At 66.8% G+C, this 23242-nt stretch carries 22 protein-coding genes and 1 tRNA gene; 16 read left to right on the forward strand and 7 right to left on the reverse strand.

Annotation, left to right across the window (positions count from 1 at the left end):
• Positions 1 to 36: 36 nt before the first annotated feature.
• Positions 37 to 1707, forward strand: a complete 1671-nt coding sequence (locus ASPU41_RS09520) for an ABC-F family ATP-binding cassette domain-containing protein (protein ID WP_069950712.1) — start codon at positions 37 to 39, stop codon at positions 1705 to 1707.
• Entirely contained in the window at positions 1704 to 3617 is a 1914-nt protein-coding gene (locus ASPU41_RS09525) for an ABC transporter ATP-binding protein (protein WP_069950713.1), read from the forward strand. The genes ASPU41_RS09520 and ASPU41_RS09525 overlap by 4 nt, the downstream gene beginning before the upstream one ends.
• On the opposite strand, the gene ASPU41_RS09530 is transcribed toward ASPU41_RS09525, so the two are convergent.
• The 3 genes from ASPU41_RS09530 to ASPU41_RS09540 all read right to left on the reverse strand — a co-directional run bounded on the left by ASPU41_RS09530 (position 3614) and on the right by ASPU41_RS09540 (position 4598).
• Positions 3614 to 4033 carry an NUDIX hydrolase gene (locus tag ASPU41_RS09530; RefSeq protein ID WP_069950714.1) on the reverse strand — a complete coding sequence of 140 codons (420 nt, stop codon included), beginning with the start codon at positions 4031 to 4033 and terminating at the stop codon, positions 3614 to 3616. The genes ASPU41_RS09525 and ASPU41_RS09530 overlap by 4 nt on opposite strands.
• Positions 4030 to 4524, reverse strand: a complete 495-nt coding sequence (locus tag ASPU41_RS09535; protein ID WP_069950715.1) for a DUF6314 family protein — start codon at positions 4522 to 4524, stop codon at positions 4030 to 4032. Before ASPU41_RS09535 ends, ASPU41_RS09530 begins: the two co-directional genes overlap by 4 nt.
• Before the next feature lies 1 nt (position 4525).
• Positions 4526 to 4598, reverse strand: a tRNA-Arg gene (locus tag ASPU41_RS09540).
• Positions 4599 to 4683: 85 nt separating this feature from the next.
• Here ASPU41_RS09540 and ASPU41_RS09545 point away from each other — a divergent pair.
• The 3 genes from ASPU41_RS09545 (at position 4684) to ASPU41_RS09555 (ending at position 7804) form a co-directional block, all read left to right on the forward strand.
• Positions 4684 to 5574 (forward strand): DUF998 domain-containing protein, encoded by an 891-nt coding sequence (locus ASPU41_RS09545; protein ID WP_083266447.1) that lies wholly within the window; start codon positions 4684 to 4686, stop codon positions 5572 to 5574.
• 243 nt (positions 5575 to 5817) lie between these two features.
• Positions 5818 to 6279 (forward strand): DUF7793 family protein, encoded by a 462-nt coding sequence (locus tag ASPU41_RS09550; RefSeq protein WP_069950716.1) that lies wholly within the window; start codon positions 5818 to 5820, stop codon positions 6277 to 6279.
• Positions 6269 to 7804, forward strand: a complete 1536-nt coding sequence (locus tag ASPU41_RS09555; protein ID WP_069950717.1) for a putative bifunctional diguanylate cyclase/phosphodiesterase — start codon at positions 6269 to 6271, stop codon at positions 7802 to 7804. The genes ASPU41_RS09550 and ASPU41_RS09555 overlap by 11 nt, the downstream gene beginning before the upstream one ends.
• A gap of 105 nt (positions 7805 to 7909) precedes the next feature.
• Here ASPU41_RS09555 and ASPU41_RS09560 read toward each other — a convergent pair whose 3' ends face one another.
• Complete coding sequence (locus tag ASPU41_RS09560) at positions 7910 to 8092, reverse strand: hypothetical protein (protein WP_069950718.1); 183 nt, start codon at positions 8090 to 8092, stop codon at positions 7910 to 7912.
• A gap of 210 nt (positions 8093 to 8302) precedes the next feature.
• Here ASPU41_RS09560 and ASPU41_RS09565 point away from each other — a divergent pair, with 210 nt between their 5' ends.
• On the forward strand, positions 8303 to 9322 hold the full coding sequence (locus tag ASPU41_RS09565) for a hypothetical protein (protein WP_069950719.1): 1020 nt from the start codon (positions 8303 to 8305) through the stop codon (positions 9320 to 9322).
• A 194-nt stretch (positions 9323 to 9516) separates the two neighbouring features.
• Here ASPU41_RS09565 and ASPU41_RS09570 read toward each other — a convergent pair whose 3' ends face one another.
• Positions 9517 to 10170: a hypothetical protein gene (locus ASPU41_RS09570; RefSeq protein WP_069950720.1), complete on the reverse strand. Its 654-nt coding sequence runs from the start codon at positions 10168 to 10170 to the stop codon at positions 9517 to 9519.
• 110 nt (positions 10171 to 10280) lie between these two features.
• Here ASPU41_RS09570 and ASPU41_RS09575 point away from each other — a divergent pair, with 110 nt between their 5' ends.
• The 7 genes from ASPU41_RS09575 to sucD all read left to right on the forward strand — a co-directional run bounded on the left by ASPU41_RS09575 (position 10281) and on the right by sucD (position 18361).
• Positions 10281 to 11138, forward strand: a complete 858-nt coding sequence (locus ASPU41_RS09575) for an inositol monophosphatase family protein (protein WP_069950721.1) — start codon at positions 10281 to 10283, stop codon at positions 11136 to 11138.
• Between the two features lie 221 nt (positions 11139 to 11359).
• On the forward strand, positions 11360 to 13876 hold the full coding sequence (pcrA, locus tag ASPU41_RS09580) for a DNA helicase PcrA (RefSeq protein ID WP_442856248.1): 2517 nt from the start codon (positions 11360 to 11362) through the stop codon (positions 13874 to 13876).
• A gap of 113 nt (positions 13877 to 13989) precedes the next feature.
• A complete protein-coding gene (locus tag ASPU41_RS09585; RefSeq protein ID WP_157356974.1) occupies positions 13990 to 14790 on the forward strand; it encodes a hypothetical protein in 801 nt (266 codons plus the stop codon).
• 22 nt (positions 14791 to 14812) lie between these two features.
• Positions 14813 to 15268: a glycosyltransferase gene (locus tag ASPU41_RS09590; RefSeq protein ID WP_069950724.1), complete on the forward strand. Its 456-nt coding sequence runs from the start codon at positions 14813 to 14815 to the stop codon at positions 15266 to 15268.
• A 75-nt stretch (positions 15269 to 15343) separates the two neighbouring features.
• Positions 15344 to 16051: a hypothetical protein gene (locus tag ASPU41_RS09595; protein ID WP_069950725.1), complete on the forward strand. Its 708-nt coding sequence runs from the start codon at positions 15344 to 15346 to the stop codon at positions 16049 to 16051.
• A gap of 225 nt (positions 16052 to 16276) precedes the next feature.
• Entirely contained in the window at positions 16277 to 17446 is a 1170-nt protein-coding gene (gene sucC / locus ASPU41_RS09600; protein WP_069950726.1) for an ADP-forming succinate--CoA ligase subunit beta, read from the forward strand.
• A gap of 12 nt (positions 17447 to 17458) precedes the next feature.
• Complete coding sequence (gene sucD, locus ASPU41_RS09605) at positions 17459 to 18361, forward strand: succinate--CoA ligase subunit alpha (protein ID WP_069950727.1); 903 nt, start codon at positions 17459 to 17461, stop codon at positions 18359 to 18361.
• 208 nt (positions 18362 to 18569) lie between these two features.
• On the opposite strand, the gene ASPU41_RS09610 is transcribed toward sucD, so the two are convergent.
• Together ASPU41_RS09610 and ASPU41_RS09615 are read right to left on the reverse strand one after the other, a co-directional pair.
• The gene (locus ASPU41_RS09610; protein ID WP_069950728.1) at positions 18570 to 19052 is read right to left on the reverse strand and encodes an SRPBCC family protein; all 483 of its coding nucleotides are present in this window, start codon (positions 19050 to 19052) and stop codon (positions 18570 to 18572) included.
• Entirely contained in the window at positions 19049 to 19390 is a 342-nt protein-coding gene (locus ASPU41_RS09615) for an ArsR/SmtB family transcription factor (protein ID WP_069952603.1), read from the reverse strand. Before ASPU41_RS09615 ends, ASPU41_RS09610 begins: the two co-directional genes overlap by 4 nt.
• Positions 19391 to 19624: 234 nt before the next feature.
• Here ASPU41_RS09615 and ASPU41_RS09620 point away from each other — a divergent pair, with 234 nt between their 5' ends.
• From ASPU41_RS09620 to ASPU41_RS09630, 3 genes are all read left to right on the forward strand, one after another.
• Positions 19625 to 21268 carry an alkaline phosphatase D family protein gene (locus ASPU41_RS09620; protein WP_069950729.1) on the forward strand — a complete coding sequence of 548 codons (1644 nt, stop codon included), beginning with the start codon at positions 19625 to 19627 and terminating at the stop codon, positions 21266 to 21268.
• Positions 21265 to 22566: an alkaline phosphatase family protein gene (locus tag ASPU41_RS09625; RefSeq protein WP_231941227.1), complete on the forward strand. Its 1302-nt coding sequence runs from the start codon at positions 21265 to 21267 to the stop codon at positions 22564 to 22566. The genes ASPU41_RS09620 and ASPU41_RS09625 overlap by 4 nt, the downstream gene beginning before the upstream one ends.
• Positions 22567 to 22732: 166 nt before the next feature.
• Positions 22733 to 23137: a tautomerase family protein gene (locus ASPU41_RS09630; protein ID WP_069950730.1), complete on the forward strand. Its 405-nt coding sequence runs from the start codon at positions 22733 to 22735 to the stop codon at positions 23135 to 23137.
• Positions 23138 to 23242 lie beyond the last annotated feature (105 nt).

A 23242-nucleotide genomic window follows, 5' to 3' on the forward strand; every position in this document is an offset into this window, starting at 1 on the left:
ACGGTCCGTTTTGGGCCGCGGTGAGAGAATGGACTAATGACTGCAACCCTTGTTGCCAAGGACCTCGCCGGTGGCCATGACCACCGCACACTCTTCTCCAAACTCTCCCTTACCGTCGCGCCAGGCGACGTCGTCGGCGTCGTCGGGGCCAACGGTGCAGGAAAATCCACCCTGCTCCGGCTGCTGGCCGGCGTAGACGAGCCGCAGGAGGGCGCCGTCAGCCTGTCCCCGGCCGACGCGTTCGTCGGCTGGCTCCCCCAGGAGCACGAACGGATCTCCGGCGAGACAGTGGGAGGCTACATCGCGCGGCGCACCGGCTGCGCCCGGGCCACCCTGGACATGGAGTCCGCAGCGGACGCCCTTGGCAGCGGCGCCCCCGGGTCCGACGACGACTACTCCCTCGCGTTTGACCGCTGGATGGCCTCGGGCGTCGCGGACCTCGACGACCGCATCCCGGCTGTGCTGGCGGACCTCGGCCTCGAGGTCGGCCAGGACGCCGACATGACCGGGCTCTCCGGCGGACAGGCTGCCCGCGTGGCGCTCGCGGCGCTGCTGCTGAGCCGCTTCGACATCGTGCTTTTGGACGAACCCACCAACGACCTGGACCTCAACGGACTGGCCAAACTCGAGGCGTTCGTGCAGGGGCTCCGCGGCGGCGTTGTGCTGGTCTCCCATGACCGGGAGTTCCTGGCCCGCTGCGTGACCACCATCGTGGAGCTGGACCTCGCGCAGAACTCCGTGGCCGTCTACGACGGCGGCTACGAGGCCTACCTTGAGGAACGGGCGGTCGCACGCCGGCACGCCCGCGAACGGTACGAAGAGTTCGCCAACACCAAGGCCGATCTTGTCTCCCGGGCCCGTACCCAGCGCGAGTGGAGCTCCCAGGGCGTCCGGAACGCCATGAAGAAAAACCCGGACAATGACAAAATCCGGCGCGCGGCCAGCACCGAGTCCTCCGAGAAACAGGGCCAGAAGGTCCGCCAGATGGAATCCCGCATCGCCCGGCTCGAAGAGGTCGACGAACCCCGCAAGGAATGGCAGCTGCAGTTCAGCATCGGCCAGGCACCGCGTTCCAGCGCCGTCGTGGCGACGCTCCGCGACGCAGTCGTGCACCAGGGCGACTTCACCCTGGGGCCGGTGAACCTGCAGCTCAACGCCGGGGAGCGGATTGGCATCACCGGCCCCAACGGCGCCGGCAAGTCCACCCTGCTCCGCCTGCTCCTGGGCGTCCAGCGGCCCGATTCCGGCGATGCCTCCATGGGCGCGTCCGTCGCCATCGGGGAGATCGACCAGGCGCGCGGGCTGCTGGCCGGCGGGCTGAAACTGGGAGACGCCGTCGAAGCCGTGCTGGCGGATCAGACCCCGGCCGAGGTCCGCACCCTGCTGGCCAAGTTCGGGCTCAAGGCAGACCACACGTCCCGCCCGGTGGATTCGCTCTCGCCGGGGGAGCGGACCCGGGCCGCCCTGGCACTGCTGCAGGCCCGCGGTGTGAACCTGCTGGTGCTCGACGAACCCACCAACCATCTGGATCTCCCGGCGATCGAACAGCTTGAGGAAGCCCTCGAAAGCTACGACGGCGCCCTGCTGCTGGTCACGCACGACCGCCGGCTGCTGGAAAACGTGCGCCTTGACGCGCGCTGGAACGTGGACAACGGCGTCGTCACCGAGCTGTTGGGCCATACCGCCCCGAAAGGCAACAACACATGAGCATGGACCGGGTAGCCTGGAGCTCCCTTTACAACATCACGCGCGCCTCGAGCGGCTCGAAGCCGTTCTCGAAGGAGACGCTCAAGCGTGTGTTCAGCTTCGCCCGCCCGCACAAGGGAAAGCTGATCGCCTTCGTGCTGCTCTCGATCGTGATGGCCGTTCTGGCCGTTGCCACCCCGGTCCTCGCCGGGCAGGTGGTTGATGCGATCATCGCCGGCGCGGGCACCGACGTCGTGGTCTGGCTGGCCGTGCTGATCGCCATCGTGGCGGTCGCCGAAGCCGGGCTGGGACTGGTCACCCGCTGGCTGTCCTCCACGATCGGCGAAGGCGTGATCGTGGACCTGCGCACCAAGGTTTTCGACCACGTGCAAAAGATGCCGATCGCCTTCTTCACCCGCACCCGCACCGGGGCGCTTGTCAGTCGGCTGAACAACGACGTGATCGGCGCGCAGTCGGCCTTCGCCGGAACGCTGTCCGGCGTCGTCAGCAACGTGGTGGCGCTCGCCCTGACCCTCGTGGTGATGCTGGGCAAGTCCTGGCTCATCACGGTGCTCGCGATGATCCTGCTGCCGATCTTCCTGATCCCGGCCCGCCGGATGGGCTCCAAGCTGGCCGACCTGCGCCGTGAAGCCGCCGGGCACAACGCCTCCATGGGCACCCAGATGACCGAGCGCTTTTCCGCCCCCGGCGCCACTCTGGTGAAGCTTTTCGGCCGCCCGGACGAGGAATCCCGGGAATTCGCTGTCCGCGCCGGCCGCGTCCGGGACATCGGCGTGCGGACGGCGATGCTGCAGTTCACCTTCGTGACCGCCCTGACGCTGGTCTCGGCGCTGGCCCTCGCGCTGGTCTACGGCCTGGGCGGCTTCCTGGCGCTGCAGGGGCAGCTGGCAGCCGGCGACGTCGTTGTGCTGGCCCTGCTGCTCACCCGCCTCTACGCGCCGCTCACGGCGCTCTCCAACGCCCGGGTCGAGATCATGAGCGCCCTGGTCAGCTTCGAGCGGGTCTTCGAGATCCTGGACCTCAAACCGCTCATCCAGCAGAAGCCCGACGCGGTGTCATCGCCGTCCGGGCCGCTGTCCGTGGAGTTCGACGACGTCCGCTTCTCCTACCCTTCGGCGGACAAGGTCTCGCTCGCCTCGCTGGAGGACGTGTCCACGCTCGATACCCGCGGCGGCGAGGAGGTGCTGCACGGCATCAGCTTCCGGGTCGAACCCGGCCAGACCGTCGCCCTTGTGGGCTCCTCGGGCGCCGGCAAGTCCACGATTGCGCAGCTGCTTTCGCGCCTGTACGACGTCGATTCCGGTGCCGTCCGCTTCGGCGGAACCACGCCCGGGACCGGGGTGGACGTCCGTGACCTCACCTTCGACTCGATGCGGCACACCCTCGGGATGGTGACGCAGGACGGGCATCTGTTCCACGAGAGCATTGCCTCCAACCTGCGCCTGGCCCGTCCGGACGCCAGCGACGAGCTCATGTGGGACGTCCTGCGGCAGGCCCGGCTGGAAGACATGACCCGCTCGCTCCCGGACGGCCTGGACACGGTGGTGGGGGAGCGCGGCTACCGGCTTTCGGGCGGCGAACGCCAGCGGCTCACCATCGCCCGCCTGCTCATTGCCCAGCCGCGCGTCGTGATCCTGGACGAGGCCACCGCGGCCCTGGATTCAACCAATGAAGCCGCGGTCCAGGAAGCGCTCGGCGCAGCGCTCGAGGGCCGCACCGCCGTCGTGATAGCGCACCGGCTTTCGACCATCCGGGCCGCCGACGCCATCCTGGTGGTGGAGGACGGCCGGATCGTGGAGCGCGGAACGCACAGCGAGCTGCTGGCTGCCGAGGGCCGGTATGCCGAGCTGTACCGGACCCAGTTCAGCGAGGCCAGCGCCGTGGCGGAAGACGCCGTTCCGGGGCTCTAGCCGGACTGGCCCGAGCCGGACTGGCCCTCCAGGGCCGGCAGGACGTGGTCGGTGAGCAGCGGGGCGAGATCGTCCGGCAGCTCCGCGGCCAGGTCCAGCCAGCGGATCTCGGCGATTTCCGCTGAGGGGCAGGCACTCCAGACCCCGGGGGCGGTGAAGACCGTCGCCTGGATCTGCGTGGCCGCCTCATTGGCGGCGTCCGCGAACCAGATTCCCAGCAGCACCAGCTCGTCCGCTGCGAGTACGATCCCGACTTCCTCCGCCAGTTCCCGGGCGGCCGTCTCGGCGGCCGTCTCGCCCGATTCGGGCTTGCCGCCGGGATGCATAAATTTGTCCGTGCCCCTTTTGCGGACGGTGAGGAGCCGACCGGCCTCGTCGAAGACACAGACCGCGGACACGATGATGAGCGGGTTCATGCCGCGGCGTCCGTGCTGCGGCGCAGGACCGAACTGAGCAGCTGGTCCTTGGCCGGCCCGGTGACATCCCACTGGTAGCGGAATTCGTCCGGGCCGATTCTGCTGTAGCTCACGCGGTAGCTGTCCGGGTCGCACCAGTGCGCGTCCTGGCTGCTGTGCGGGCCGAAGCCCATGCGGTGGAACGGCCGGCCGTCAGGGAAGAACATGTCCAGCGTGTCCGGCGCGGCGGTGGGCCGGAGCAGGTACTCCCGGCTGGCCGGACCGGTGAACGGGGTGCCGACCGGGCCGCCCGGGACGGACGTCCAGGAAACGGTGCCCTCTTCACGGAGGCGGAGGCCGCCGTCGTGCGTTTCGGTGAAGCGGACGACGCCGGTGAAGGCCCCCCGGGTTCCGGTGGACCTGTCCAGCAGGGTTCGTTCCACGGTCCAGTTGCCCAGCAGATAGGCGCGGAGATCGAAGTCCGGAGCGTCGTCCGGGGACTGGGGATTCAAGTGCCCTCGATTGGAATCGAACCAACGACACCGGCTTTAGGAGAGCCGTGCTCTATCCACTGAGCTACGAGGGCGGGCATCCGGGCTGGACGGCCGCGGCCGGCCCGTTCGGACACGGATATAAGCATACAAGGTGAGGGGCCGTACTACGCTCTTCGCATGACTGCCCCCGCTGACTCGTCGTCCCAGGACATCATCTACATCCCGGATCTGCCGTCCACGAGGTTCTACGCGGGCGCGCTGGCCCTGCTGAGCGTGCTGCAGTATTTCGTCGCCGAGGCCGCCGTGATCGGGGCGTGGGCGGGCCAGCAGCCGTACAGCCGCCGGACCGGCTACATCAGCGACCTGGGCGCCGTGAACTGCGGGGTTTTCGACTTCCGGGATGTCTGCTCGCCGGCGCACCTGCTGATGAACGCCTCGTTCGTGGTCCAGGGCATTGGCATGATGGTCGGCGCGCTGCTGCTCAGTTCGGCGCTGTTGTGCACGGCGGCGCGTCCCGCCGCACGGCTCAGGCTGGCTCCAGCCAAGGTCCCGTGGGCGGCCGCGATCGCCGCCCGGACCCTGACCGCCGCTGCCGGCGCCGGCACCGTCCTGGTGGGGCTGGTGCCCGAGGACGCCGGCTCGGTGGGGCATGTCGTGGGCGCCATCATGTTCTTCGCCGCCGGGGGACTGGCGCTGGTGCTGCTGGGCTGGCTCTGGCTGCGGCAGACACCGCTGAGCTGGCTCATCCTCGCCTGCGGTGTGGTGTCCGTAGGTGCCCTCATCACTGGCGGCGTGACGGGCATGGAAGTGCCGGAGCCCGGGACCCTGGAGCGGCTGATGGGTTACCCCATCACGATCGGCATGGCAGCAGTCGGGCTGATGGTTGCGCAGCGGGTAGGCAGGGAACGGACGGTCCGGCGGCTGGCAGGAGCGCTACCTCCGGCGGCGGGCGGGGGTGCGGACGGGGGTGCCGGCGTGCGTGCCGGCGTGCGCGGCGGAGGCGGACTGACGGCGGGCTCCTGTCCGCCTGGGCACTGCAATTCCGGGGTGTCTTATGTCTCAAAGTAGCCCGACCTTCGATTATCATAAGGGCAGTCACCGGAACATTCCGGGGCAGCATGCGCGACGTGACTCCAGCGCATGACGAACGGCCAACTTCGGAGTCCATTGGGGACGAATGTTTGATGAGCTAGTCTTGCGGCGCTTTGATGCAGCGATCGCCTCCGCGGGCTTGAGCGATGGCGTTGTCCACCACGACGTCGGCCGGGCCCGCCCACGGGCTGTGCCGGCCTGCCGCCGGGCTGAGCTCCGATGACGCTCGAGGCCACGGCCGAACCCGGCGAACTGATCCCCGCAGAGCCTGCCCGTGCGCCTGCCGGCGCGCATGATCCCGGGTTGGCGAGCCTCACACCTGGCCCGATCGGAGTCCGCATCCGTGACGGCGGCATCATCGAAGTGATGCTTCCCGCCAACGAGGAGATCCAGGGTCCCGAGGCCCGCGTTGCCGGAGCGGCGGTCCGGGCACTGGCCCACGGCCGGCGCATGCCCGTGCTGCTGGTCATCACCGGAGTGCTGGGCGTCAGCGTTGAGGCGCGGCACGTCTACAGCACCTCCATCGCGGCGTCCGCGTTTGCCCTCGTTGGTGAAAGCCCCGTCGACCGCGTGATCGCGCACTACCTGCTGCGGTCCAGGACCGAGACCATCCCGGCGCAGTTCTTCCTGTCCGAAGCGGAGGCCATCGACTGGTTAGGGCAGTACGCGAGTGAAAACTGATCCGCCGGACCCCAGGCTGCATGCCCTCGTCGAAGGCATCGTCCGGATCGCAGGCGGTGACCTGACGACCAGGATTCCCCATTCCGGTGCCAGGGACGACGTCGCTGCGGTTATCGCCGGAATCAACCTGATGGCCGACGACCTGCAGACCATTTACCAGGAACTTGAGGAACGCGTCGAAAGCCGGACGGCGATGCTGCGCGACGCCCAGGTCGAGCTTGAGCGGATGGCACTGACCGATCCGCTGACCCAGCTTGCCAACCGGACGGCGCTGAACTCGGCCCTGAGCCACGCCCTTGCTGAGACGTCCCGGGGCGAATTGCCGCCGGCGCTGCTGGTCCTCGACCTCGATTCCTTCAAGGGCATCAACGACACCCTGGGCCACAGCGCCGGCGACGATGTCCTCCGGGTGATTTCGCGGCGGCTGCAGCAAGCCGTTCGGGACACGGACACGGTCGCACGCCTTGGCGGGGACGAATTCGCCGTGATGCTGCCGAAGTCCAATCTGGTCCGGGCCCGGCGGGTCGCCAACCGGATCCTCAAGGCCCTCGGCGAGAGCCTGGAAATCGGGGACCTGCGTATTACCTGCGGCACCAGCATCGGGCTGCGAGTCGCTGAACCCGGACAGTCAGTCGACGACCTGGTCATGGAGGCGGATACGGCTATGTACGCGGCCAAGGCGCAGCCGCACAGCAGCATCAAGGTATTCGAACCGGCGCTGCTCTATGCCCGCCGGCTCCAGAGCGTCATGATCACTGAACTGCGTGAGGCGATCCGCCAGGACCAGCTCACGCTGCATTATCAGCCGGTGGTCGAGCTTTCCACCGGCAGGATTGAAGGCGTGGAAGCGCTCGTGCGCTGGAACCACCCGGAGCGTGGCCTCCTGATGCCCGATTCCTTCATCCCGCTGGCTGAAGAGACGGGGATGATCGTGGACCTGGGCCACTGGGTCCTGCGCAACGCCGTGCGCCAACTGCGGCAGTGGCAGCAGGAGCTGAACGTCGACGATAAGTTCAACGTCCGCGTGAACATCTCAACGACCGAATTGCAGAACCTCGACCTGATCGAACATGTCCGCGACATCCTCAGCGAAACGGGGGTGAATGCCGCTAACCTGATTGTCGAGCTCACGGAGTCCATGGCGATCAACGGCGGGGACGTGGACCAGTATTCACTGAGCGGGCTGCGGCGCTTGGGCGTGCAGCTTGAAATCGATGACTTTGGCACCGGCTATTCATCCATCAGCTACCTGCGGAAATTGCCGGTCAACGTGGTCAAAATCGACAAGAGCCTGATCGCCGGGCTGGGCTCAGACGAGGAGCAGAGCAACTTCGTCGCGGCGGTCCTGCATCTCATCCACGCCTGCGGGCTCACGGCCGTTGCCGAGGGCATCGAGACGGCGGAGCAGGCGGCTGAACTCGTCCGGCTGGGCTGCGCCAGCGGCCAGGGTTACTACTTCAGCCGGCCCGTGCCGGCGGCCCAGGTCGAGGCGCTGGTTGGGCCGGGGAACCTGCGGTTAGGTTAATCGCCCGCCGGGTGGTTGCCCGCATAATCTGCGAGGTGTTAAGCAAGGACGGCGGGTACTGGAAGTCGCCCTCCGGTACCCGCCGTTTCTCTGAATGTCCCAGCCTTAGACGCTCGTGGCGTCCGGCCACCAGTTGACAGTCGGCTTGACGGTGTCCGGCCACCAGTTAACGGCTTCCACGGAGCCCTGGGCAGAGTTTCCACCGGCCGCCGAGATTGCTGAGGTCGCGGAAAGGCCCGCCACGGCCAGCGCGCCAGCGACAAGGAGTGTTGCAAGGGTCTTTTTCATATAGGACTCCAGATACGTAAGAGGCTGATGTGACTCGTGTTATGCGAGTTCAGTATAGGGGCATTCGACACGCCACGGTCTAACAATTCTTCGAAGTAATGCAAACCTTGTGTTAACGTGTGGTCCTGAGTCGCTGCTGCGCCAATACTTCGTCGACGTGACTCGCGAGTTTGGTTCTGTTTCCCTCTCGCAGCAACGGATAATTGGATCATGCAACAAAATTCTGTTTCCTCGTCGTATGTGGCGGCTGAGCTGCAGGCGCGGGAACACCGGGCTGGCCACGACTTTGGAGAGGCATCCCGAAGCGCCCGCAAAGCTGCGGTGATAGCACTGAGCGACGGCCAGGCCGGGGCGTGGTGGAACATGACCTTTCTCCAAGCTGAGTGTCTGCTGGCAGCTGGTGAATTCGAAGCCAGCGCTGAAGTTGCCGGGACCCTTGTCACGTCAGTGGCCACCACACCGCAGCTTCAGGCACAGGTCCACATTCTGAGGGCCAAAGCCTGTCAGGGTGCCGGCTTATTGGACATCGCTGCGGCCGAAGCCCGAGCCGCGACGGAATTGATGCAGGACGAAGCTGACATTGAAGTGAACGTAACGGCGGGACTGGCCCTCATCTCCGCGTTGGGGGACAGCGGGCAGCTCGACGAAGCGTGGGCTGAGAGCCTCAATCTCGCCAAAGTGATATCGGCGGAAGTCGATGAACAGGTGCTCGGCAAGGCCTACTGGGTGATCGGGAACGTGGCCTTCCTCTGTGGCAAAGTGCCGGAGGGCTTGTATTACCATGAGCTGGCAGCTGCAACGTTTTCTCCGACTAGGAACCTAGATGTCTGGGCCAAATTCAACAAGGCATCCGCGGCAATGCGGCTTGCCGCGGATGTGTCCGATGACGACACCCTCCGGTGCATCGAGCGAGCGGAACTGGCCACGGACATCATCGGCGGCAGCGCGAACGATTATCTCTTATTGAAGCTCAACCGGGGCCACTGGAACTTCCTGGCCGGCGACCACGCCGCAGCCGTCGCATTGCTGGAAGACATTTTTGTGGAAGCCGAAAAACCTTCGCCACAGATTCTGGGAGAGGCTGGCCTGTTACTGGGTCGGGCAAATGCAGCAATGGGACATCGGGAAGCGGCCCAGAAGCATCTACTCAAGGCCGTCGAGCATTTTGAGGCTTCGGGCGCACAACAACGTGCGGACCAGGCCCGGGAATATCTCACAAACGAGGCCTGAGCCCGCCTGTCTGATTCTGTGCCCTCCTACCCCAGCGAGGGGCATGCCCTCCGGGATCCGCGACGGATGGACTTAGGGCACTGTGTCCACGGGCCGTGACTAGGACTGGGCATGTCCCGCGGGAGGCATCGTGGGACATGCCCGCCGGGATCCGCGACGGATGGACATAGTGGGACTACGCCCAGTGGCCGCAGCTAGGACTGGGCATGTCCCTCGGTGCGAGCACCGGCGGAGGCAGGCTTGCGGCCCAGGAACACTGCGGCGATTCCGACCACGAGGCTCAGTACCAACAGCACCCAGCCCGCGACGGTGAGGCCCGATGCCAGGGCAACTTGGCCGGCGTCGACGCTGTCGGCGGACATCATTTGGTCTATGGTCGCATTGCCCCACAGCCTTACCGCCGCGAAGAGCAGGGGTACGGCCCACAGTGCCCAGCGCAGTCCCTTCCGCGCGACGTTCGTGCCGATGAGCAGGAGCCACGTGAAGCCGAAGATCAGCGGGAAGAGCGTGCCCGCCGTCTTGTGAACGTAGTTGAGCTGCCCGCGGGCATCCTCGTCCATCGCGGCACGCAACCGCTCCACGAAGCCTTGGTCGAAACCCCCGAACAGGGAGTCCGGCATTGCCAGGCCGCCGCTGAGCTGGGTGAGCTGGTTCAGGGTGAGCAGGTGCAGGTACCAGAACAGGAACAGGCTCGCCACAACACCGGCGATCAGGATCAGATTGCTGTTGTTCTGTGCCTTCTTCGGGGTCCGGCTGGTGCTGGGATTGATCACCGACGGCAGGTGGTGCTGGGGGATGGACGCGTTGGCGCCGTGCTTCTTGAACCGCTGCGCGGGTGTCTTGGCCATGGCTCCATTATCGCCCGCAGCCCGGGCTGCGCGGCACCGGCCGTCCGGCGGGCCTGCGCCGTCCCCCTGCCGTCTGTTCACTGCCAACGGGCGCCGATAGGCTGGAACGCGTGACTGAACTAGGAAAGCACCGGCTCGGCCGGCACAGCACCGCTGAACTTAACCCCGCCCTGGATGATTACCAGCTCGCCGAGGCCCTCGTGCGCGAGGCGGGAACACTGGCCCTCCTAATGCGGCAGGCAGGGCTGGAGGGCCGGCAAAAGACGTCGGTTTCCGATGTCGTCACTGCCGCGGACCATGCTGCCGAAGCATATGTGCTGGAACAGCTCCAGCGCTGCCGGCCTGACGACGGCATCCTCGGCGAAGAGGGCGCCTCGGTCGCAGGCACCAGCGGCAGGACCTGGGTTATTGACCCTGTCGACGGGACCTATAACTTCCTGCACGGCTCCACCTACTGGTGCTCCGCCATCGCCCTCAAGGACCCGTCCGGGGTGGTGCTCGGCGCGATCTTCCAACCGGAGGAGGACAAGCTCTGGCTCGGCGGAACGGGCCGGCCGTCAGCCCTCAACGGCGAACGGCTGACCACCTTCGGGACCGATGGAGTCCCCGGTGCCCGCCGCTCCGACACCCCCTTGTCCGAGCTCGGTGCCGCAACGTACATCCACCCCACCTGGCTTGCCGACCCGATGTGCGCGATGCCATGGCACGCCGCCGCGACCTCGGCCGCCGCGCTGCGGATGTTCGGCTCGGGCTCCTGCGACCTCAGCCGGGTGGCCGACGGCGGACTGGGCTGCTGGTTCCAGCACAGCTGCCCGGAGTGGGACTGGCTGCCGGGCAAAGCGATTGTGCTCGCTGCCGGCGGCGCCGTCGACGTCGTCCGGGTCAACGGACTGGACTGGTTCATGGCCGGAGGCACGACGGCGGTCCGCCAGCTCCGTGCCGCCCTCGAATCCGGCTCCGCGGGGTAGGCCCGGGCGCCTGACACTCCCGCCGCACGGGACATGTTCATTGCCCGGGCCCGGACCGGCTCAGGCTGGGCATCGCGCGCTCCAGTGGACATGTCCATTGTTGGCCGTGGCCCGTGGGCATATAGGCACCATGTCCGCTGGTCCCGAGCAGGGGAGGGCATGTCCCGAGGGGGCGGATCTGAGCGTCAGTGGCACCGCCTAGACTTGTTAACACCATGGATATGTTGTTTGACCCCTACGCCGACGGACCCTTCCAAGCTGCCTCGAAGACGGCGGCGCGCACGAAAACGCCCGCTGGCAACGGGATGGCGGCGCTGGATTCCGCCCCGGACGCAGGGCGCTACGGCGGCCGCGGGGACAACCCGGCCGGCGAACGGGACCACCCCCAGCTCCCGGGTGCGGCCGAGCTCCTCGAGGGACTGAACCCGCAGCAGGAAGAAGCCGTCAAGCACGCCGGCAGCGCCCTGCTGATCGTCGCCGGCGCCGGCTCGGGCAAGACCCGCGTGCTCAGCAACCGGATCGCCTACCTGATCGCCACCCGCCGCGCGCACCACGGCGAGATTCTGGCCATCACCTTCACCAACAAGGCTGCCGCCGAAATGCGGGAGCGGGTTGAAGCCCTGGTTGGCGGCCGCGCCAAGACCATGTGGGTCTCCACCTTCCACTCCTCCTGCGTAAGGATCCTGCGCCGCGAAGCCAAAAATGTGGGCCTGAACTCCAACTTCTCCATCTACGACTCGGCTGACTCGCTGCGCCTCATCACGCTCGTGGCCAAGAACCTGGACCTCGATCCGAAGCGTTTTGCCCCCAAAGCAATCCAGCACAAGATTTCCGCGCTCAAGAACGAACTGATCGACGCCGACAGCTACTCCTCCAGCGCCAACTACAACGACCCGTTCGAACAGGCCGTCGCCGAGGTCTTCAAGGGCTACACGCAGCGGCTGCGCCAGGCCAACGCCATGGACTTCGATGACCTGATCGGCGAGACGGTCTACATGTTCCGGGCCTTCCCTGCGCTCGCCGAGTCCTACCGGCGCCGCTTCCGGCACGTCCTTGTCGACGAATACCAGGACACCAACCACGCCCAGTACGCCCTGGTGCGCGAGATCGTCGGCGAAGGCCCCGGCGCCGCTGAACTCACCGTCGTCGGCGATTCGGACCAGTCCATCTACGCCTTCCGCGGCGCCGACATCCGCAACATCGTGGAATTCGAGAAAGACTACCCGGACGCCCGCACCATCAAGCTCGAGCAGAACTACCGCTCCACCCAGACAATCCTCAGCGCTGCCAACTCGGTGATCTCCCGCAACCCGAACCGGCCGGAGAAGCGGCTGTGGACAGCTGAAGGCGACGGCGAGAAGATTGTCGGCTACGTCGGGGAGAACGAACACGACGAAGCCCAGTTCATTGCCAAGGAAATCGATCGGCTGCAGGACGAGGGCGACCTGCGCCCCGGCGATGTCGCCATCTTCTACCGCACCAACGCGCAGTCCCGCTCGATCGAGGATGTCCTGGTCCGCGTCGGGCTCCCGTACAAGGTGGTCGGCGGGACCCGCTTCTACGAACGCAAGGAAATCAAGGACGCGCTCGCCTACCTGCGGGTACTGGTCAACCCGGACGACGACGTCAACCTGCGACGCATCCTGAACGAGCCCAAACGCGGCATCGGCGACCGGGCCGAGGGCACCGTGGCCTCCCTCGCGCAGCGCGACCGGATCTCGTTTATGGCCGCGGCCCGCCGCGCCGACGAGGCCCCCGGCATGGCCACCCGGTCCGTCAACGCGGTCCAGGGTTTCGTGAAGTTGCTCGATGACCTCGCCGTGGTGGCCTCCGGCTCCGGCGCCGCCGCTGCCCTGGAGGCGGTCCTTGAACAGACCGGCTACCTCGCAACCCTTCGTTCCAGCACCGATCCGCAGGACGAGTCCCGGGTGGAGAACCTCGCGGAACTCGTCGCCGTCGTGCGTGAATACGAGCGCGACAACCCCGAGGGTTCGCTCGGCGCCTTCCTGGAGGGAGTCTCCCTCGTGGCCGACGCCGACCAGATCCCGGACGCCCCGGCGGGGTCCCCGGACCAGCTGGCGGCCGCTGTCGCCGAAGCCAAGCGGCTCGGCGTCGTCACCCTGATGACCCTGCATACCGCCAAGGGACTCGAGTTTCCGGTGGTGTTCCTGACCGGCATGGAGCACGGCCTGTTCCCGCACCAGCGCTCCGCCACCGACCCCAAGGAACTGGCCGAGGAACGCCGCCTTGCCTACGTCGGCCTGACCCGGGCCCGGAAGCGCCTGTACCTGACCCGCTCCGAAGTCCGCAGCATGTGGGGCCAGAGCCAGTACAACCCCGCCAGCCAGTTCATCGAGGAAATCCCGGCCGAGCTGGTGGAGTGGAAGCGTGAAGGCTCCACCCGCCAGACCGGCGGCTGGGGGAACGGCGCCTCCATCGGTTCCAGCCGCTACGGCGGATCCTTCTGGGGAGCCGGCACCGCACGCGGCACCGAGGCCAGCCCCTCGGCCGGCTTCAACGCCGATGTTCCGGCGGCCATCGCCAAGAACCGGGTGCAGCCGCAGAAGGAAGTTGTCGCCGTCAGTGTGGGCGACAAGGTCAACCACACGAGCTTTGGCAACGGCACCGTGCTGGCCGTTGAGGGCGCAGGGGACAAGACGGTGGCGAAGGTGAAATTCAGCGTCGGCGAGAAACGGCTCCTGCTCCGCTACGCCCCGCTGACCAAGCTCGACGTCTGAGCTCCGCCGCTCCGAAACGTTGTGCCGCGGGCTCAACCGGCTTAAGGTCTGAACATGGGGCGCCCCGCGGCGGAGGTCCGCTCCCGGACGCCGGGTCAGAACAGCGTTGGAGCGTGAGCATGAAAATTCTGCTGGCCAGCCAGGCCATCGCCGGCCACTTCAACCCCATGACGGGCATCGGCGTCCGACTCAGGGACGAGGGCCACGACGTCGGCTGGTATACCGGCCGCACCCTCGCCGGAAAACTGGAGGAACTGGGCATCCCGTTGTACCCGTTCGAGCGCGCGATCGAGCACACCGGGGACAACCTCAACGAGCTCTACCCGCAGCGCGCCACGCTGAAGGGGCCGCTGGCCATCCGGTTCGACGGCGAACGGATCTTCGCGAGCAACGTCACGAATTTCTTCGAAGACATCCGGGAACTGCACCAGCGCTTCCCGTTCGACGCCGTCGTGATGGACAGCTCCATGTTCATCCAGCGGCTGGTCGCCGTGGTGCTGGGCAAGCCAGTGGTCAGCTTCGTCGCCATCGGGAACATGGAAAGCGATCCGCTGGTGCCCCCGATGTTCTTCGGCTTCGTCCCGGCGCGGACCACTGCCCAGAAGATCCTCCACGCCGGCGCGGAACAGCTACGTCCGGCAACTGCGCGGCTACGGCCTGCAGACCGGCCGGGGAACCCGGATCACCGACGAAACCTACCGCTGGTCGCATGCGGTGATCCAGACAGGCACCGCGTCCCTGGACTTCCCGCGGCGGAACGTCAACCCGAAAGTCCACTACGTCGGCGCGCTGCTGCCGCACCGTGCGGGAACCGCGGACACGGCGACCGCGGCTGTCCACACGCCGGAGGCCAAGCAGCCTTCGGCGGACAGGGACTACCGCCGGACCGTCGTCGTCACCCAGGGAACGGTTGACAACAGGGACCCGGCCAAGCTGATGGTCCCCACCATCGAGGCGCTGAAGGATACGGATTCCCTCATCGTCGTGGCCACTGGCGGTGCGGGCACAGAGGATTTGCGACGCCGGTATCCGCAGCCCAACGTCATCGTCGAGGACTACGTCGACTTTGCCCGCGTGTTCCCTTTCACGGACGTTTTCGTCACCAACGGCGGATTCGGCGGGGTGCTGCTGAGCCTGTCCCACGGAGTCCCGCTCGTGACGGCGGGCCTCAACGAGGGGAAGAACGATGTCAATGCCCGGGTGGAGTACGCCGGTGTCGGCGTTAACCTGAGGACCGAGAGGCCCGGTGCCGCCGCGATCCGCTCCGCTGTCGACACCGTGCTGGGGGATCCGTCCTGGCGCGCACGGGCGCAGGCCGTGCGCGAACAGTTCGAGGCCGAAGACAGCATCGGCGCCGCCGTCGAGGTCATAAAAGCGGTCGTTGCGGGCTGACGCAGGCACACGGAAGCACCTGCCGGCGGAGGCTGACGGCGGCAGCCGCCACCGGGGAGCATCCCTGCAGGCATAATGGAGCCCATGCGACGGACACTTCTGGGGATCCTGGCCGCCATGCTCCTGCTGGCGTCCACGGCGTGCACCATCACACAGAAGGACCCGGGCTACGTCCCTCCCGCGCCGCTGCCTGCCCTGGAGCAGCTCACCCAGGCGCCCCTCGCGGACCCGGCCAGGTATGCGGCTGGCCAGGACATCCTGAGCTTCATCACCGCGGACCGGAACGTGGTCTGCTCCCTGACCTCGGCCAAGGGCGATCACGTGAACCTGCCCTACGAGCCGAACGCCTATTCGGACTCCGCCAACAACAAGCTGGCGACCGTCCCGGTGGCGCACTGCGAACTCGCGGCCTACCCCGCACCGGAGGCCGAGGACATCACGGACGATTGCGGCGGGACCGGTCTGGGCTACCTCGGCGGTGCCGCGCTGCTCACCCCGGAGCGAGCCGGCTACGGCGAATGCCGCTCCGGCGTCACACAGCAGGAAGCGGAATTCGGGCCCAAGGGGAGCCGCGCGGGCCCGATGTCGCAACTGCCCGTCCTCGACGAGGGCCAGAACCTGGAGCGCAACGGGCTGCGCTGCTCGGCGTACAACGGCGGGGTCGCCTGCGGAAATGTCTCCGCCGGGGTCGCTTTCTTTGTCTCGCGGGACCATTACGAACTGATCTCCGACGCCGGGACACAGGCCTCCCAGCCCCCTTCGGAAGCCCCAAAAACCCCGTAATCTAGCGGTTTTTCTACGCTCCATAGAATAGTGTCCTTACTCACATAACGGGTACTCTGGGACGGGCCGGTCCCCAGAAAGGACTAGAGTTCCGAAAGGAGCATTGCGCCGTGTGGCTCGTTTTCCAAGCCAGCCGCGGGGTGCGTTTATTCCGCAGCCCGGTAACTGCGATAACGCGGGGTCCGGCTGTACAGAAACTACTTCGACGTAGAAGGACACTAAACCGTGGACCTGTTTGAATACCAGGCGCGCGATATGTTCGAGGCGCACGGTGTACCCGTGCTTGCTGGCATCGTGGCGCACACCCCTGAAGAAGCAAAGGCAGCTGCCGAGAAGATCGGCGGCGTAACTGTCGTCAAGGCACAGGTCAAGGCCGGAGGCCGCGGCAAGGCCGGCGGCGTCAAGGTCGCCAAGACCGCTGACGAGGCGTTTGAACACTCCACCAACATCCTCGGCATGGACATCAAGGGCCACACCGTCCACCGCGTGATGATTGCCCAGGGTGCGGACATCGCCGAGGAATACTACTTCTCCGTCCTCCTGGACCGGGCCAACCGCAACTACCTGGCCATGTGCTCGGTTGAAGGCGGCATGGAAATCGAGCAGCTCGCCGTTGAGCGCCCCGATGCCCTGGCCAAGATCGCGATCGACCCGGCCGTCGGCATCGACCAGGCCAAGGCCGACGAAATCGTCGCCGCCGCGGGCTTCGCCGAGGAACTGCGCGGCAAGGTCGCCGGCGTCATCCTGAAGCTCTGGGACGTTTTCAAGAAGGAAGACGCCACCCTGGTGGAGGTCAACCCGCTGGTCCTGACCGGCGCCGGTGACATCGTTGCCCTCGACGGCAAGGTCTCCCTCGACGAGAACGCCGGCTTCCGCCACCCCAAGCACGCGACCCTTGAAGACAAGGACGCTGCGGACCCGCTCGAGGCCAAGGCCAAGGCGCAGGACCTCAACTACGTGAAGCTGGACGGCTCCGTGGGCATCATCGGCAACGGTGCCGGCCTGGTCATGTCCACCCTCGACGTCGTTGCGTACGCCGGCGAGAACCACGGCAACGTCAAGCCCGCCAACTTCCTGGATATCGGCGGTGGAGCGTCCGCCGAGGTCATGGCAGCAGGCCTCGACGTCATCCTGGGTGACCCGCAGGTCAAGTCCGTCTTCGTCAACGTCTTCGGCGGCATCACCGCCTGCGACGCCGTCGCCAAGGGCATCGTCGGTGCACTGGCCGAGCTGGGCCACTCCGCGAACAAGCCGCTGGTAGTCCGCCTCGACGGCAACAACGTTGAGGAAGGCCGCCGCATCCTGGCCGAGGCCAACCACCCGCTGGTTACCCTGGCCGCCACCATGGACGAGGGCGCCGACAAGGCTGCCGAGCTCGCCAACGCAGCGAAGTAAAGGGACTCGACTATGTCTATTTATCTGAACAAGGACTCCAAGGTCATCGTCCAGGGCATCACCGGCGGCGAAGGCACCAAGCACACCGCCCTGATGCTGAAGGCCGGCACCAACGTTGTTGGCGGTGTCAACGCCCGCAAGGCCGGCAGCACCGTCCTGCACGGCGACAAGGAGATCACCGTCTTCGGCACCGTCAAGGAAGCCATGGCCGAGACCGGCGCTGACGTCTCCATCGTCTTCGTGCCGCCGGCATTCACCAAGGACGCCGTCGTTGAAGCCATCGAGGCCGGCATCGGCCTGGTCGTCGTCATCACCGAAGGTGTGCCGGTCCAGGACTCTGCCGAGTTCTGGGCGCTGGCCCAGTCCAAGGTCGACGCCAACGGCAAGCAGGTCACGCGCATCATCGGACCGAACTGCCCCGGCATCATCACCCCGGGTGAGGCCCTCGTTGGCATCACCCCGGCGAACATCACCGGTAAGGGCCCGATCGGCCTCGTCTCCAAGTCAGGCACCCTGACCTACCAGATGATGTACGAGCTGCGCGACCTGGGCTTCTCCACCGCCATCGGCATCGGCGGCGACCCGGTCATCGGCACCACCCACATCGATGCCCTCGAAGCATTCGAGGCTGACCCGGAGACCAAGGCGATCGTGATGATCGGCGAAATCGGTGGCGACGCCGAAGAGCGTGCCGCTGACTACATCAAGGCACACGTCACGAAGCCGGTTGTTGGCTACGTGGCCGGCTTCACCGCTCCGGAGGGCAAGACCATGGGCCACGCAGGCGCCATCGTCTCGGGCTCCGCGGGCACCGCCCAGGCCAAGAAGGAAGCCCTCGAGGCTGCCGGCGTCAAGGTCGGCAAGACGCCGTCCGAGACCGCCAAACTGCTGCGCGAAGTCTTCGCAACGCTCTAGGCTCCAAGCACCACCAGCAACGCGGGGTCACCTACGGCCCATCCCACACCCCGGGATGGGCCGGAAGTGGCCCCGCGTTCTGCGTTTAAGTGCGGCGAAGCACGACGGCGGCAGGTCACCATCCCCGGGGAGGTGGCCTGCCGCCGTCGTGCATCTGCGTTCAGGTTCGCGCCCGGACACGTGCCCGGCCGGTCACCCGCGCTGTTCCTCAGACTTTCGCGCCGGTGAGGACTTCCTCGAGCCGCTCGTAGCCTTCGGCCACTCCGTCCTCCATGCCGGACTGGGCCATGCCGTCGCGGGCTTCCATGCTGGGATACACCGCGTGGGCCTTCAGTCTGGTGCGGCCGCCGCCCAGATCCTCAAAGGTCAGGAATTCGATGCTGACCACGTCCGGGTAGCCGTCGAATTCGAAGGTCTGGATGGCGAAGTCGTTCTCCCGGACGGTGTGGAAGACGCCGTTGAAGCCATAGGGGACGCCGTCCGGCCCGGTGTGGGTGTAGCGGTAACTGCCGCCGGTGCGGAAATCGTAGTGGTCGATGTCCATCTTCAGCCGCCGCGGCCCGAGCCACTGGACGACGAGTTCGGGTTCCTTGTGGGCCCGGAAGACTTCAGCCACGGGAAAGTCGAACTCCCGCTCGAAGTCGATAAAAGGCAGACCCTCCGGAACAGTGATTTTCAGGGCGTTGGTCATGATGAGTCCTTTGCCTGCGTGCCGCGTGCCGCGGCGTTGAATTGGAGCACAGCATCAAGGCTGCGGAACTGCCCCTCGCGGACCAGCCGGTACTGGTCTATCCATGCGGTGAGCGCCTCCAGCCGTGCGGGGTTCAGGTGCACGGGCCGGCGCTGGGCGTCACGGGTGCGCGTGACCAGCTGCGCCTGCTCGAGGACCTGGATGTGTTTCGAGACCGCCTGCTTGGTGATCGCGAAAGGTTCCGCCAGGTCGTTCACGGTGGCCGGGCCCCGGCTGAGCCGGGAGATGATGCGGCGGCGGACGGGGTCGGCGAGGGCCAGAAACGCCGCGTCGAGCATGCCGTCGTCGCGTTCGTCCACTAGGTACCCCACCTCCTCGCCGTCCCGTAATCAATGTATTGGTTGATCAACCCTATGATTGTTTAAGGATAGGACGAGGCCCGCGGCGAGGCAAGGGTGTATCGCTCCGACGGCGGAAGCGGGCTCGGCGCCACGGAGAACACTGGGCGAAGGTGCGGTTAACTGCGGGGAAAACCGCCGGATGGTGGCGGAATCATCCGGATACTGGAAGGCATGACTACCTTTACTCGTCGTCAAGTACTGCGTTCAGCAGGAGTCGCCGCCGTGGCCGGAGCCATGGCCACCGGCACTCCCGCGGGCGCGTTTTCAGCCTCCCAGACCGGCCTCTTTGGCCACGGGATCGCCTCAGGAGATCCCATGCCGGGGAGCGTGCTGCTGTGGACCCGCGTCACGCCCACCCCGGAATCACTGCCCGGCAGCGGTGCCGGCCCGGACGTTTCCGTCCAGTGGGAAGTATCCGCCGATGCGGCGTTTACGAAAGTGGCGGCCCGCGGCACTGTCCCCACCGGACCGGCCCGCGACCACACCGTCAAGGTGGTTGCCGGCCGGCTGCTGCCCGCCACGAGCTACTGGTACCGGTTCACTTTCGGGGGCGAGGCCTCACCCGTGGGCCGCACCCGGACCGCGCCGGCCGCGGGGGCGGCGGTGAACCGGCTGAAATTCGGCGTAGTGTCCTGCGCGAACTGGCAGGCAGGCTATTTCTCCTCCTACCGCCATCTGGCCGCACGGGGCGATCTCGACGCCGTCCTGCACCTGGGCGACTACCTCTACGAGTACGCCCCCGGCGACTACCAGGCCCGCGACGTCGTGGTCCGTCCGCACGACCCTGCCTTCGAGATGACCCAGCTGGCCCACTACCGGACCCGCCACGCCCAGTACAAAACCGACCCCGACCTCCAGGCGCTGCACGCTGCGGCCCCGTTCATCGTGACCTGGGACGACCACGAATCGGCCAACGATGCCTGGAAGGGCGGGGCCGAAAACCACACCCCGGGCGTCGAGGGCGTCTGGAGTGAGCGCTTCGCCGCCGCGCACCAGGCCTATGCCGAGTGGATGCCCGTCCGCTACGAAGCCGGCGGCCAGCTCTACCGCCGCCTGGACTTCGGCTCACTGGCCAGCCTGTCCATGCTGGACCTGCGCACCTACCGTGACCAACAGGCCGGCAACGGAACCGATCCCGCGGTCAGCAGCCCCGAGCGCACGATCACAGGCGCCGCCCAGATGAACTGGCTGCTGGGCAACCTCGAGTCCACGGGCCCGCAGTGGAAACTCGTGGGCAACCCCGTCATGATTGCCCCCGTCCGGGTTCCCTCGACCCTGAGCACCGCAGAGCTTGCCGGAGTGCAAAAACTGATGGGCGGGACAAGCATCGGCGGCGTGCCGTACAACGTGGACCAGTGGGACGGCTACGAGGCGGACCGCAGCCGCGTGGTACGCCACCTGCGGGATAACGCCGTCAAGGACACCGTGTTCCTCACGGGAGACATCCACTCCGGCTGGGCCTGCGACATTCCCGCCGATCCGGCCAGCTACCCTGCCACCGGCGATTCCGTCGCCGCGGAACTGGTCTGCACCTCCGTCACGAGCGACAACCTCGATGACATCCTGAACGTTCCGCCCCGGACCGGATCCGTCGGCGTCGAGAACGCCATCAAGGCGGCCAACCCGCATGTGAAGTATCTGGACTTCGACTCGCACGGCTACTCCGTCCTGGACATCACAGCCGCCGGGGTCCGGATGGATTGGTACGTCCTCGCCGAACGCACCTCCGCGGGCTCAGGAACCGCACTGTCCACCTCGTTCAACGTTCAAGCCAACACCGGCAAAGTCACGCCGGCGCAGGGAGGACTCCAGTGAGTGGTTCACCGCGGCAGGTCACGCCCGCCAGCAGCAGACTGTCGACGCCGGGTCGCCGGCAGTTCCTGCAGATCGCCGCTGCCGGCGGGGCCGCCGTCGTGCTTTCAGCGGCACAGGGCACCGCCTGGGCAGCCCCGGCCGCGGGACGGACCCGTAGCTACGTGCTGGTGGTGGACGGCTGCCGGCCGGATGAGATCACGCCCGCCCTGACGCCGAGGCTGTCCGCACTGCGCGATGCAGGCACCAATTTCCCCGCAGCGCGCTCCCTGCCGGTGATGGAGACCATTCCCAACCACGTCATGATGATGACGGGGGTGCGCCCGGACCGTTCGGGCGTGCCGGCGAACGCCATCTTCGACCGGGCCGAAGGTGTGGTCCGCGACCTCGACCGGTCCACGGACCTGCACTTTCCCACCCTTCTGGAACGGCTGCAGGAGCGCGGGTTCACCACCGGGTCGGTGCTCAGCAAGAGGTATCTGTACGGCATCTTTGGTGCCCGGGCAAGCTACCGGTGGGAACCCCAGCCCCTGCTTCCGGTAACCGGCCACGCGCCCGACGCCGCCACCATGGACGCCCTGCTGGCGATGGTGAGCGGCCCGGACCCGGACTTTGTCTTCACCAACCTGGGCGACATCGACCGCGTGGGCCACTCGGATCTTTCCGGAACCACGCTGCGGGCGGCGCGGGAGGCCGCCCTGGCGGACACGGACCTGCAGGTGGGCCGTTTCATCGACCACCTCAGGAACGCCGGCAAATGGGACTCCAGTGTGGTGATGGTGCTCGCCGACCATTCCATGGACTGGTCCATCCCCAGCAACGTCATCTCAATCAGCCTCATCCTCCAGTCCCGTCCGGAGCTGCACTCGAACGTCACGATTGCCCAGAACGGCGGCGCGGACCTGCTCTACTGGACCGGCCCCGAACCGGACCGCGCGGCCGGACTGGCCGCCGTTGCCCAGTTGGTCAGCGCGCACGAGGGCGTGCTGTCGGTCAACACTCCGGCGGACCTCCGGCTGGGCGACGAGGCCGGAGACCTGGTTGCCTACTGCCGCGCGGGCTGGCGCTTCTCCGATCCGTACGTGGCATCCAACCCCATCCCGGGCAACCACGGGCACCCCGCCACGGAGCCAATTCCCTTCTTCGTCACCGGCGGCAGCCCGTTGGTGGTGAAAGGATCGGTGTCCTCCGAAGCCGCCCGGACCGCCGACGTCGCGCCGACCATCGGCGGGATTTACGGGCTGAAGGCCCCTGCCGGCGGCTATGACGGCACGGCCCGGAGGTCCGCCTTCACCGCGTAGCCCGCCCTCCGCACCGGCTCCCGTCAAGGCAACGCGGGGTCACCTTGCGCCCATCCCATGCCCCGGGATGGGCGCGAGGTGACCCCGCGTTGTTTTGTGCCGGATGCTTGTGCTCCCCCCGACATACTTGTTAGTATGTCAGGACAAACTATTGAAGGAGCGGCCAGTGCCTCTTGTGCGAATCGACGTCAACCGGGGCCGGAGCCCCGAGCGGCTCCGGGCGCTCAGCCAAACCATCCACGACGCCATCCTGGCCGAATACGGCATTCCGGTGCGGGACTATTTCCACGTTCTGACCGAGCATCCCCAGGGCCAGATTGTCGCCCAGGATGCCGGGCTCGGGTTTGAGCGGACGCCGGATGTGGTGATGATCCAGATCTTTACGCAGGCCGGGCGCAGCCAGGCGGCGAAGCAGTCCCTGTTTGCCGCGATCGCCGCCAACCTGGCAGCTGCCGGCGTGGCCGGCGAGGACGTGTTCATCGGCTACGTCGAGAACACCGCGGGGGACTGGTCCTTCGGTTTCGGCCGGTCGCAGTACGTCACCGGCGAACTCGAAGTCCCCAGCAAGTAGCGGCAGCGGGCTTGCTGGCTGCCGCCGGCGGTGCCGTGCGGCGGGACTGCAGTCCTCCCCGTGTCATGTTGTAAATATGTCAGTACAAACCTTTGACAGTACATG

This window comes from Arthrobacter sp. U41 (assembly GCF_001750145.1).
GTDB lineage: Bacteria > Actinomycetota > Actinomycetes > Actinomycetales > Micrococcaceae > Arthrobacter.